This is a genomic window from Actinospineispora spinosispora DSM 44797 (genome assembly GCF_000429025.1).
GTDB lineage: Bacteria > Actinomycetota > Actinomycetes > Mycobacteriales > Pseudonocardiaceae > Pseudonocardia > Pseudonocardia spinosispora.
Map to the genome: position 1 here is coordinate 33,894 of NZ_KE386835.1, position 12,013 is coordinate 45,906.

The following is a 12,013-nucleotide window of genomic DNA, read 5'->3' on the forward strand; positions in this document are numbered from 1 at the left end:
AGGGTGGTGTCAGGGCTGCGTCGGTGCGGCGTACGGGTTGAAGCGGTTGGTGTAGAGGGTGTTCAGGTCGACCGACGATCCGGTGATGCGGCCGTCGGCGCGCAGTCGGTCCAGCCAGGTGCCGAACTCCGTGCGCGCGATCACCCCACCGGGCAGTGCGACGCCGGTGCTGTGCCAGTAGTCGAGCGCGTCGGTGTTCTCCGCGCGGCCCCGCTGCCGCACGATCTGCTTCATCCGTGCCACGACCTCGTCCCTCGGGTGCTGCTGCGCCCAGGTGATCGCCCGCGCGGTACCGGCCACGAACCGGCGGACGGTGTCCGGGTTGGCCGCGATGAAGTCGTTGCGCAGCACATAGCTGCCCGCGGTGAAGGTGCCGAGCAGGTCGTAGTCGGTGAAGACCGGATGCACCGCTCCCCTGGCCAGTGCCTTGTCCCGGTAGATGCCCTGCAGCACCGCGACGTCGAGCTGTCCGGACCGCAGCGCCTGCTCCGCGGAGATCGGTGGCACGACCACCAGCTGCACCGAGTTGATCTCCTGCTCGGTCAGGCCGTTCTTCGCCAGGTAGATCCGCAGCACGTCCTCGTAGTGGGCGCCCAGGGTGTTCACCCCGACCGTCTTGCCGATCAGGTCCCGCGCGGTGCGGATCGGGCTGCCATCGCGGACGAAGTAGCCGGTCAGGGTCTTCTCGTCGATTCCGTAGTAGCCGATCACCGCGGTGATCGGCGCGCCGGCGGCGGCGAGCCGCAGGATCGAGCCGTTGAACGCGCCGCCCACATCGGTGTCACCGGTGACCGCCGCCTGGATGTCCTGCGGGCCGCTGGTGAAGTTGCCGATCCAGTGCAGCCTCACCCCGTCCAGGTAGCCGAGGTCCGCCGCCAGCTCGGGAAAGGTCACCTGCCCGACCTGGCCCTGGTAGCGGATGACGGCCTGCTGCCGCTCCGCCACGCCGGACCGGGGTGCAACCCCCGGCCCGGCGCAGGACGCCACGAGGATCAGCGTCAGGGGAGCGGCGAGCGCTAGGAGCAGTCGGTTCACGAACCCGCTGCGGTGTACGCGGTGGAGTCACCCTGCCTGGCGATGCTGGGGCGGCCGTCGACGCTGACCGGGACCTCGCCGACGACGGTGACGCGGTGCAGGCGACGCGGCAGGTCGCCGTGGTCGGTGACCGCGTAGTGCTGGGTGGTGCGGTTGTCCCAGATGGCGATGTCACCGGGCTGCCACTGCCAGCGGACGGTGTTCTCCAGCCGCGTCACGTGGTCCTGGAACAGCGCGATCAGGTGTGCCGAGTCCGTGCCGTTCACCCCGACGAACCGCTGCGCGAACTGTCCGAGCAGCAGCGCCTTCTCCCCCGTCTCCGGGTGCACCCGGACCAGCGGGTGCTCGGTCTTGTAGACCGTCGAGACGAACACCTCGCGGTGCGCGGCCTGCTGTTCGGTCAGCTCGGTGACGCCGTGGCTGGTGGCGTAGTCGTAGTCGTTCGTGTGCTCGGCCCACAGCTGCTCGGCGAGCCTCTGCAGGACCGGCGGCAGGCTCTCGTAGGCGGTGACGGTGTTGGCCCAGGAGGTGTCGCCGCCGTAGGGCGGCAGCACGATCGCGCGCAGCAGCGAGAACGACGGCGGGCGGTCCACGAAGGTCACGTCGGTGTGCCAGCTGTTCGCCTTGTTGCCGTGCTCCGAGTCGACCGGCAGCACGTTGCGCGCGCCCTCGGCGCCGCTGATCGTCGGGTGCGCCGTGGTCAGGTCGCCGAGCCTGCGGGCGAACGCCGCCTGCTCCGCGTCGGTCAGATGCTCCTGTCCGCGCACGAACACCACCCGGTGTTCCAGGATCGCCGCGCGCACGGCCGCTACAGCGGCGTCCTCGAGGTCACCGGACAGGTGCACACCGGTGATCTCCGCACCGATCACTCCGGCGACCTTGCGAACATCCAGAATTGTTTCCACCGTGCTCACGAAGAACTCCGTTTCTCTATCATGACGTGACACCGTGCGAATTGAGAACGGCACGGCAAGTAATCGGTCGCGACGAATACGCGACCGTGAGAACTAGGGCCTGACCTGCGACCGAGCGGTAAGAACCGTCAGTTCGGACAGATGGCGCTGGCCAGCCGGTGCAGGTCGACGTGCAATCTCGCGACCAGTCGCGGATCGCGGCAGGCGGGCCGCACGCGGATCGCGGAAAGATCGAACACGCCGGCCACCTCCTGCTGATCGAGCTCATTTCGGCTGGGACACGCAGTCAAACACAATCTCAACCAAATGAGTAGAGTTTGTCCCATCACATGGGACACCCGCCCTGGCGCCGAGGCCCCGATGTTGGTTGCATGAGCGCACACGGAACGAGCGGAGGGCCCATGGTCGTGTCAGCAGCCTCGCCGATGATCAGGTGCGCGGATCGGACCCGTTCCAGAGAGCAGGCACTGGACCGTGCGTCCATGATCGCGGCCGGTCTCGCCGGGCTCGGCGTCCGACCGGACGACCGGGTGGCGATCGTGCTCCGCAACGACATCGAGTTCATCGAGATCAGCATCGGCATCGGCCTCCTCGGCGCCGTTCCGATCGCGGTCAACTGGCACTGGCGCGGCGAGGAGCTGAACTACCTGCTGACCGACAGCGGCGCGGTCGCCGCCTTCGTGCACAGCGACCTGCTGCCGACGGTCGAGGCGGCGCTCGGTGAGCCGATCCCGCTGATCCAGGTGACCCCGTCCGATGCGCTGCGCAAGGCGTACCGGCTGGACGGATGGGCCCCGTCGGACCGGCCGGAGCTCGAGGAATGGCTCGCCGGCCAGACCGAGCGCATCGACCAGCCGGTCGCGACCCCGATGAGCGTCATCTACACCTCGGGTACGACCGGCAAACCCAAGGGCGTCCTGCGCCATCCCCAGCCGCCGGAGGACCGGGCGCGGTTCGTCCAGCAGATCTTCGCGGCGTTCGGGCTGAAGCCGGGCATGCGCACCCTGGTGCCCGCGCCGCTCTACCACACCGCGCCGAACTCCCATTCCCTCGGCGCGTTCGCCACCGGCCACGACCTGACGATCATGCCCCGGTTCGACCCGGTGGAGATGCTGGCCACCATCGAGCGGGAACACATCGAGCACACCCAGATGGTGCCCACCATGTTCGTGCGACTGCTCGCGCTGCCGGACGAACAGCGGGCCTCGTTCGACCTGTCCTCGCTGGCCGCGATCGTGCACGCGGCCGCGCCGTGCTCACCCGAGGTCAAACAGCAGATGATCGACTGGCTCGGGCCGATCGTCCTGGAGTACTACGGCGGCACGGAGAGCGGCGCGGTGGTGTGCTGCGACTCGGCCGAGTGGCTCGCCCACCCCGGCACGGTCGGCCACCCGATGTCCGGCACGTCGATCCGCATCTTCCGGGAGGACGGCTCGGAGGCGTCGACCGGGGAGGTCGGCGAGGTCTACGTGAAGACCGCCGACGGCTGGCCCGACTTCACCTACATCGGCAACGACGAGAAGCGCCGGGCGATGGACCGCGACGGCTACCTCACGCTCGGCGACATCGGCAGGCTGGACGACGACGGTTTCCTGTACCTGAGCGACCGCAAGAACGACATGGTCATCTCCGGCGGGGTCAACATCTACCCGGCGGAGATCGAACAGTGCCTGATCCTGCTGGACGGGGTACGCGACGTCGCGGTGTTCGGCATCCCGGATCCCGAGTACGGAGAGGCGCTCGCCGCCCACGTGGACACCGACCCCGCCTCAGGCCTCACCGAGGACGACATCCGGCTGCACGTGCGGACCAACCTCGCCGGGTACAAGGCCCCCAAGGTCGTCGTCATCGACCGCGACCTGCCCCGCGAGGAGTCCGGCAAGCTCTTCAAACGCCGCCTGCGAGACCGCTACCGCCCCTCGTGAGTGGACCCGGCCTGAGCGTCTGTGGTCCCGACCGCGTGCAGAGAGTGCACCGCCTCGGGGTCCCTCGTGAGTGATGAGGCCGCCTATAGCCGGACTGGACCCTCACGACGGAAAAGCTGTCGTGAGTGCCCACTCCGGCTACGCCTTCGGCGCCGCTTCGCGGTAGACGGCCTCATCACTCACGAGGGAGGGAGGGGTGGGACGTTTTTTGCGTCGGACAAGGTCTGCTCGGTCAGGCGGAAGGGGGCCGGGTAGTAGTCCGCCGTTGTGTTCACCAGGGGTTCCGTGGAGCGCCATGCGTAGAAGCAGCGGCGGCAGCACCAGACCCTCCAGGTGCCCGGGACCGGGGAGTCCGCGAGGTGCTCGACCTGGGTGTACTCGCACCGGGGGCATTCGGGCTGGTCAGCCATGGTTCCGTCCTCCTGCCTGGTGCTCCAGCATGTCGGTCAGCCGCCGCACCCACGCGGCGGTCTCCGGCCGGTCGATGACCTGCTGGTCGAAGTGGCCGCGCGCGTCCGGAGCCACCGGCGTGGTCGCGTCGATGACGAGCTTGTCGGTGATGCCCTGCGGGATCGCGCTGGGATCGAGCGCCACGACCGGCATGTTGGGCAGCTGCACCAGGTCGCCAGCCGGGTTGACCTTGGTGGACAGTGCCCACATGACCTGGGGGAGGTTGAACGGGTCGACGTCCTCGTCGACCATGATCACCATCTTGCAGTAGCCGAGGCCGTGCGGCGTGGTCAGCGCGCGCAGGCCGACCGCCTTGGCGAAGCCGCCGTACCGGCGCCGGGTGGAGACGATCGCCAGCAGCCCGTGCGTGTACATCGCGTTCACCGCCTGCACCTCGGGGAAGTCGGCGCGCAGCTGACGCAGCAGGGGCACGCAGGTCGCCGGCCCGATCAGGTAGTCCAGCTCGGTCCACGGCATGCCGAGGTAGAGCGACTCGAAGATCGGGTCGGTCCGGTGGTGGATCCGGTCGATCTCGACGACCGGCATGTTCCTTCCGCCCGAGTAGTGGCCGGTGAACTCACCGAACGGGCCCTCGAACTCGCGGCGGCCACCCAGGATGCGCCCCTCGATGAGCACCTCGCAGCCCCACGGGACGTCCAGGCCGGTCAGCGGCGCGGTGGCCAGTGGCACCGGTTCGCCACGTAGCGCGCCCGCCATCTCGTACTCGGACTGGTCGTAACCGAGCGACATCCCGGCCGCGATCGTGACGGCGGGGTCGTTGCCGAGCGCGATCGCCACCGGGAGGTCGTGGCCTGCCTCTTCCGCGACGCGCAGCTGCAGCGCGACGTCGTGCATCGGTACCGGCTGCAGCCCCAGTGTGCGGGGGCCTTTGACCTGCAGCCGGTAGATCCCCACGTTCTGTTTGCCGAAGTGCTCGGGGTCCTCCGGGTCGCGGGAGATCACCGCGGCCTTGTCCAGGAAGAACCCACCGTCGCCGACGTTCAGCCGGAACAGCGGCAGGACGTCGAACAGGTCGACGTCGTCGCCGGTGCGGGTGTTCGCCAGGAACGGCGGGTCGTCGCGGCGCCGCGTGGGCGTCGGGAAGTCGTCCCAGCGCCTGGCGAACTCGGCGACCTGCTGTTTCACCGAGGTGTTCGGCGTGAGACCGAGAGCGATCGCATGGTTGGCCCACGAACCGTGCACGTTCAGCGCGACCCTGGGCTCGGTGAATCCGGTGATGTCGTCGAAGTACAGAGCGGGCGCCGCGTCGCCGAGACGGGCCGCCGCGGCGGCCGCGGCACCGAGGTCGGGTTCCGCGTCGACCTGCTCGGTGATCCGCAACAACTGACCGGCCTTCTCCAGCGCCGCGAGGAACTCACGAAGATCGTCGTACGCCATCGCACCTCCCCGAAATATTCGTTCGTCCACGAACCATATGTTCACAAACTATCATTGGACGATGACCTGGGACGCCGAGTTGAGCTCTCCCCGCGACTCCGTCTTCCACCTGCTCCGTCTGGTCCTGCAGGAACACGGCGCCCGCTGGTCCGAGCTGCTCGCCGCCCCCGGGCTGAGCGACGCCGCCCGCGACCTGACCAAGCCGAGGTACGCGATCCTGCGGGCGGTCCACGCGGAACCGGGGATCGACCAGGGCGCGGCAGGTTCGCAGGCCGGGTCCGACAAGGCGACCGTCACCGCGCTGCTGGACCGGTTGGAGCGGCAGGGGCTGATCAGCAGACAGGTCGACGGCACCGACCGCAGGCGCCGAAGGCTGTACCTGACCGAGCAGGGGCTGGCGCTGCTGGCCGAGGTCGTGCCGATCGTCGAACGGGCGAACGCAGAGCTGCTCGCCCGGTTGACCGAGCAGGAGCGCGCCGAGCTCCTCCGCCTGCTCCACGGTCTGGCCGGTCAGTAGACACCTGCCGGCCACCCGCTCTGGGTAATGTCGAGTCATGACCGAGATCAACCACCGGTTCGTCGAGGTGAACGGGCTGCGGCTGCACGTGGCCGAAGCCGGCACCGGCCCGCTCGTCGTCCTCCTGCACGGCTTCCCCGAGTGCTGGTACTCGTGGCGCCACCAGCTCGGCGCGCTCGCCGAAGCGGGTTTCCACGTGGTGGCGCCCGACCAGCGCGGCTACACCCGCAGCGACCGACCGGGCTCGGTCGAGGACTACACGATGTTGCATCTCGTCGGCGACGTCGTCGGGCTGATCGACGCGCTCGACGAGCCGGACGCGGTGGTCGTCGGCCACGACTGGGGCGCGCCGGTGGCCTGGCACACCGCGCTGCTGCGCCCGGACGTCGTGCGCGCCGTCGCCGGGCTGAGCGTGCCGTTCGTCGGCTCCACCCCGGTGCCGCCACTGCAGGCCGCGCGCCACCGCTACGGCGACACGTTCTACCAGCTGTACTTCCAGAACGCGGGGGTCGAGAAGGACTTCGAGACCGACCTGGACACGACGTTCCGGCGCATCCTGTACGGCATCTCGGGCGACAACCCGGAGATCCGCCCGTTGCTGGTGCCCGAGGGCGAGGGATTCTTCGACTCCTGGACCGACCCCGCCGAGCTTCCGTCGTGGCTGACCGAGCGCGACATCGCCACGTACGCGGCGGAGTTCGCCGGTTCCGGGTTCTCCGGCCCGCTGAACTGGTATCGCAACATCGACCACAACTGGGAGCTCACCTCGGCGTGGCGCAGCGCCACGATCGGCGCTCCGGCGCTGTTCGTCGCGGGTGACCGCGATCCGGTGATCTCGTGGTACGACGCGGCGAAGCTGGAGCCGATGATGCGCACGGTGATCCCCGACCTCCGCGGGGTCGAGCTGCTTCCCGGCGCCGGTCACTGGATCCAGCAGGAACGCCCCGCCGAGGTCAGCACCGCGCTGGTCGACTTCGCCAGGTCCACCTCCTAGCTCACGAGCGGTCAGCGGCGTGGGGGCGGGCCGTGGACGGGGCGGTGACCGGCCGGACCGTCCAGGAGCATCCCCTCTCCCCTGGTCATCGACGGGAGCCTGCGGCGCAGCTCGGGCAGGTGCGCCGTCGGCAGGGTGCCCTCGACCGTGCCGATCGCGCCGTGGACCGTCCTGGTCGAGGCGCCCAGCTCGCCGAGGGTGCCGAGGACCGCGCCCAGGGTGTCCGGCGGCACCTCCAGTTCGATGTCGCTGACCGGCTCGTACACCGCGGTGCCCGACCGGCGTAGTGCGTCCGCCAGCAGTATCGGTGCCAGGTCACGGAAGTCGCCCGCCGTGCTGATCGGGCTGGCGAACCCGGAGCGGGTCAAGGTCACCAGGCAGTCGGTGACCTCCCAGCCGTACAGCCCGCGCCGCAGCGCCGCGCGCACGCTCTGCTCGATCGCGGTGTGGAACGCGGCGGGCAGCGAACCCAGCTCGACGTCGAGGCGGTACCGCACGCCGGACCCGGCCGGTCCTGGCTCGAGGCGCAGCCCGATCGTCGCGAAGAACTCGTTCGCGCCTCTCTTGTCGATCGCGCGTACCGCTTCGCTCGTGCCCAGGAGCTTCTCCAGGTGGACGGTGCGGGTCGCCGCCAGTTCGATCGACACCCCGAACTCCAGTTCCAGCTGGGACTGGATCACCTCCCGCTGGACCTCGCCGTACAACCGCAACGACGTCTCGCCGGGCTCCTCCCGTAGATCGATCAAGGGATCACGCTCGGCGAGACGCCGCAGCGCCGCCGACAGCCTGGGCCCGTCGTGGGCGAACCTCGGCCGGATCACGGTCTCCAGTGTGGGTGGCGAGAAGTGCGTGTCGTCCGGTTCGGCCTCGACGGGCCCCAGCGAGTCACCGATACGTACGTCCTCGACACCGTGCAGGCGGCCGATGTCCGGTGCGCCGACGGTGTCGACCCGGCGCGCAGCGCCGTCGCGGAAGACCTCGATCCCGGTGACCTTGACCGAGTGCTCGCTGACCTCACCGGAGCGGCCGATCCGGTGCAAGGAGAGCCGGTCCCGTACCGACACCGAGCCGGTCCGCATCCGCAGATAGGCGACTTTCTCCCCTTCGGACACGGTCTCGATCTTGAACACCGTGCCGGTCGGCGGGGCGCCCTCCTCGGTCGGCGATACGCTCGGCAGCAGCTCCCGCAGCCCGGTGACCAGCTCGGCGATGCCTGCTCCGGTGATCGCCGATCCGAAGTACACCGGGTGCACCAGCGCCCGCGTGCATTGCTGCGCGAGCGAGCGCCGCAGCGCGCCGGGCGCCGGTGCGCGGTCGGTCAGATAGTCCGCGAGCAGCTCGTCGTCGTGCTCGGCCAGCACCTCGGTGAGTCGGCTGGAGTCGGCGAGCGGCACGGTCCGGGCGTCACGGGTGCCCAGGCCGACAACCGCGTTCATCGCAACCGCGCCCGCACTCAACCTGGATGAGATGTCCGCAATCAGCTCTTCGTACCGCGCGCCGACCCGGTCGATCTTGTTCACGAACAGCAGCGTCGGGATACGCAGCCGGGCCAGCGCACGCATCAGGACGCGGGTCTGCGCCTGGACGCCCTCGACCGAGGAGACGACCAGAACGACACCGTCCAGCACGCGCAGGCTGCGCCGGACCTCGGCGATGAAGTCCGGGTGCCCCGGTGTGTCGATGAGGTTGACCGTCACGTCGCCGAGAGTGAACGAGACCACCGCGGAGTTGATCGTGATGCCCCGCGCGCGTTCGAGATCGGACGAGTCGGTGCGGGTGGTGCCGTGGTCGACGCGGCCGAGCCGGTCGAGGACGCCCGCGTCGAACAGCAGACGTTCGGTCAGGCTGGTCTTACCGGCGTCGACGTGCGCAAGAATTCCTACATTCAGCAGAGCCATGAGCTGTCAGAGTCCCGAGGTGAGTAGCGAAGTGATCGTCCGTCGTGATGACCTCGGACCACTGACGCATCTGGAACTCCTCAAGGGTGCTGACAACCGAACCGGATGCTAGCGACCCCGCCACAACAAGACACCTGGTTTTCCGACGACCAACAACAAACCCGCACAGCAAACCCACCCACAACAAACCCGGCCACAGCAAACCCGGCTCCGCAAGTCTCCGAAGGAGTTCCGGCGAAGGCCGGCGCACTGAATGTCCGCAACACCCCACCCAACTACCAGGGCGGCTCCCCAAACGACAACAAGCGCGCGCCAGGGCCGAAGGCCGAAAATCCTAAAGACGGCCCCCGGAGGGGGCCTCTTTAGGATTTTGAGCGCGAAACAGGCCTAATAACGCAGTGCGTCGATGGGGTGCAGCCGCGCGGCTCGGAAGGCGGGGTAACCGCCCGCCACCAGGCCGAGTGCCAGGCTCACTCCGAACGCGACGGCCACCGCGGGCACCGAGATCGTCGGCACGCCGTAGTCGACCGACATCCGGGGCAGGATCTCGGCGCAGAGCAGGATCAGGCCGACGCCGAGGGTCGAGCCGACGACGCCGCCTATCCCCGACAACACCGTCGCCTCGATCAGGAACTGTTTCAGGATGGCGGACTTGCGTGCGCCGAGCGCTTTTCGGATACCTATCTCATGGGTCCGTTCGGTGACGGTGACCAGCATGATGTTGGCGACGCCCAGTCCGCCCACGAACAGCGCGACGCCACCGACGCTGAGGATGAACAGGGTGATGCCGAACAGGAAGGAGTTGGTCTTCTCCACGATCGGGAAGGACGCGGACAGCTGGAAGTCACGGAGGCCGACCTCGGTGATGCCGTGCTGACGGTCCATGACCGTCTCGATCTGCCCGATGGCGGCCTCGACCCGCTTGACCCCGGTGGTCTGGACCGCGATCTGGTTGAGCTTGTCGGTGCGGCCGTACAGCGCTCTCGACGCCTTCAGCGGGATGACCGCGAGGTCGTCCGGTGCGGGCGCCAGGGAGCTGCCGCCGGCGAACGTGCCGACCACGTTGAACGTGAGGCGGCCGATCTGCACCTTCGTGTCGAGCGCCGCGTTGGGATCGTTGTGGTAGAGCTGCTGCACCATGCCCGGTCCGAGCAGTACGACCCGGTCCCCTTCGGCTTCCTCCGCGGGGTTGAAGTTGCGGCCGGACACCATGTGCCGGTCGAACAGGCTGATGTAGGCCGCGTCGGTGCCCAGGGTCGTGGCGTTGTACTCCGAGCCATTGTAGCGCACCACCGAGGCGCCGTTGGCGATCGGCGTCACCCTGGCGATGTCCGGTGAGGTCGGCGAGTTGGCCAGCGCGGCGGCGTCTTCCTCACGCAGCACCCGCACCGGTCCGCCGGGGACCACCGTGGATCCGACGCGGTTGACGACGACCGCGGTGGTGAAGGCGCCCAGCGAGTCGTTGAAGTTGGTCTTCAGCCCGTCGCCGAGACCGGTGAGGACGACCACCGAGGCGATGCCGACGGTGATACCGAACGTGGTCAGGGTGCTGCGCAACCGCGCCGCCCGCATGCTGCGGAAGGCCAGCATCAGCGCTTGTAGCAGGTTCATCGGGCGACTTACTCCGCTCGCAGGGCATCGATGGGATGGAGCCGCGCGGCTCGCAGTGCCGGGTAGCCGCCGGCCAGCAGGCCGATCAGGACGCTGAGGCCGAACGCCGCGACGATCGGCAGCACGGACAGCTCCGGGGCTCCCAGCTCGGGCACGTAGCGCGGCAGCAGGTCGGCGGCGATGAGCGTGACCGCGGCACCGACACCCACGCCGACGATCCCTCCGGCACCGGACAGGATGACCGCCTCGGTGAGGAACTGCTTCATGATCGCGCTGCGCCGCGCGCCGATCGCCTTGCGCACGCCGATCTCCGCGGTCCGTTCCTTGACGGTGACCAGCATGATGTTGGCGACACCCAGCGCACCGACGAACAGCGCGATCAACGCGACCACCATGGTGAACCAGGTCAGCAGCTCGACGACGTTGTTGATCCGGTTGACCTGTGTGCTCACGGCGACGGCGCGGTAGTCGCGCGCGCCGGGCAGCGCGATCCCGTGCTCCTTGTCCATGACCCGGGTGACGATGTCGTAGGCCTCGGGTACCTGCTCGACGGTGGTGGCCACGACGCCGATACCGACGAGGGTGTCGGCACCTCCGATGACCTCACGCGCGGAGTTCAGCGGTAGCAGACCCAGCCCGTCCTGGCTGTCGTTCTGCGGCGTCAGGATCCCGACGATCTGGAACTGGAGCCTGCCGACGCGCACCCACGAGTTGAGCGCCTTGTTGTTGTCGCCGCCGAAGAGGTAGGTGACGACGTCCGGGCCGACGACGACCACGCGGGACTTGTCGACGTTCTCCTGGTCGGTGAACATGCGCCCGGCGGCCAGCACGCGACCACGAATCTTGAGGTAGTAGTCCGACACACCGGCGATGCTCACCGAGATCGCGTTCTGCCCGTACTTGATCACCGCTTGACCGGCGCGCAGCGGGGTCACACCGATGATCGCGGGCGATCCGGTGTTGGCGAGTGCCGTGAGGTCGGACTCGCGCAGCGCCTCGGTGGAGTGGATCGGGCCGCTTGCGGCCTTGGTCTTGGAGATGATGATCGACTGGGTCAGCGAGCTGTAGTTGTCGTGAAAGTTGGTCCGCACACCCTGTCCGAGACCGAACAGTGCGATGACCGCTGCAATACCGACAACGATGCCCAGTGTGGTGAGCGCCGAGCGCAGCGGGCTGGATCGCATGCTGCGCAGCGCCATCACCAGCGCTTGTCCGATTCCCACGGCGTCCCTTCGACAGCCTCGCGGGGGTGTCCCCCAGTGAGGTGAAAT

11 protein-coding genes are annotated in these 12,013 nt (G+C 68.6%); 3 read left to right on the plus strand and 8 right to left on the minus strand.

Annotation, left to right across the window (positions count from 1 at the left end; genetic code table 11):
- Nucleotides 1-9 precede the first annotated feature (9 nt).
- From G406_RS0133760 to G406_RS59585, 3 genes are all read right to left on the minus strand, one after another.
- On the minus strand, nt 10-1,035 hold the full coding sequence (locus G406_RS0133760; protein WP_028937223.1) for an ABC transporter substrate-binding protein: 1,026 nt from the start codon (nt 1,033-1,035) through the stop codon (nt 10-12).
- Nucleotides 1,032-1,949 carry a TauD/TfdA dioxygenase family protein gene (locus G406_RS0133765; RefSeq protein WP_028937224.1) on the minus strand — a complete coding sequence of 306 codons (918 nt, stop codon included), beginning with the start codon at nt 1,947-1,949 and terminating at the stop codon, nt 1,032-1,034. The genes G406_RS0133760 and G406_RS0133765 overlap by 4 nt, the downstream gene beginning before the upstream one ends.
- Before the next feature lie 128 nt (nt 1,950-2,077).
- Entirely contained in the window at nt 2,078-2,188 is a 111-nt protein-coding gene (locus tag G406_RS59585) for a putative leader peptide (RefSeq protein WP_342666263.1), read from the minus strand.
- A 162-nt stretch (nt 2,189-2,350) separates the two neighbouring features.
- Between G406_RS59585 and G406_RS0133775 the strand changes: the two genes are divergently transcribed.
- Nucleotides 2,351-3,874: an AMP-binding protein gene (locus G406_RS0133775; protein ID WP_037080123.1), complete on the plus strand. Its 1,524-nt coding sequence runs from the start codon at nt 2,351-2,353 to the stop codon at nt 3,872-3,874.
- A gap of 179 nt (nt 3,875-4,053) precedes the next feature.
- Here G406_RS0133775 and G406_RS59470 read toward each other — a convergent pair whose 3' ends face one another.
- A complete protein-coding gene (locus G406_RS59470; RefSeq protein WP_028937226.1) occupies nt 4,054-4,284 on the minus strand; it encodes a non-oxidative hydroxyarylic acid decarboxylases subunit D in 231 nt (76 codons plus the stop codon).
- Nucleotides 4,277-5,722 (minus strand): non-oxidative hydroxyarylic acid decarboxylases subunit C, encoded by a 1,446-nt coding sequence (locus G406_RS0133785; protein WP_028937227.1) that lies wholly within the window; start codon nt 5,720-5,722, stop codon nt 4,277-4,279. The genes G406_RS59470 and G406_RS0133785 overlap by 8 nt, the downstream gene beginning before the upstream one ends.
- Nucleotides 5,723-5,783: 61 nt before the next feature.
- Here G406_RS0133785 and G406_RS0133790 point away from each other — a divergent pair, with 61 nt between their 5' ends.
- Both G406_RS0133790 and G406_RS0133795 read left to right on the plus strand, forming a co-directional pair.
- Nucleotides 5,784-6,239: a MarR family winged helix-turn-helix transcriptional regulator gene (locus G406_RS0133790; RefSeq protein ID WP_037080124.1), complete on the plus strand. Its 456-nt coding sequence runs from the start codon at nt 5,784-5,786 to the stop codon at nt 6,237-6,239.
- Between the two features lie 37 nt (nt 6,240-6,276).
- On the plus strand, nt 6,277-7,233 hold the full coding sequence (locus tag G406_RS0133795; protein ID WP_028937229.1) for an alpha/beta fold hydrolase: 957 nt from the start codon (nt 6,277-6,279) through the stop codon (nt 7,231-7,233).
- An 11-nt stretch (nt 7,234-7,244) separates the two neighbouring features.
- Here the strand turns inward: G406_RS0133795 and G406_RS0133800 are convergent, their stop codons facing one another.
- From G406_RS0133800 to G406_RS0133810, 3 genes are all read right to left on the minus strand, one after another.
- A complete protein-coding gene (locus tag G406_RS0133800; protein WP_028937230.1) occupies nt 7,245-9,131 on the minus strand; it encodes an elongation factor G in 1,887 nt (628 codons plus the stop codon).
- Nucleotides 9,132-9,518: 387 nt separating this feature from the next.
- The gene (locus tag G406_RS0133805; protein ID WP_028937231.1) at nt 9,519-10,742 is read right to left on the minus strand and encodes an ABC transporter permease; all 1,224 of its coding nucleotides are present in this window, start codon (nt 10,740-10,742) and stop codon (nt 9,519-9,521) included.
- An 8-nt stretch (nt 10,743-10,750) separates the two neighbouring features.
- On the minus strand, nt 10,751-11,965 hold the full coding sequence (locus G406_RS0133810; RefSeq protein WP_028937232.1) for an ABC transporter permease: 1,215 nt from the start codon (nt 11,963-11,965) through the stop codon (nt 10,751-10,753).
- Between the last annotated feature and the right edge of the window lie 48 nt (nt 11,966-12,013).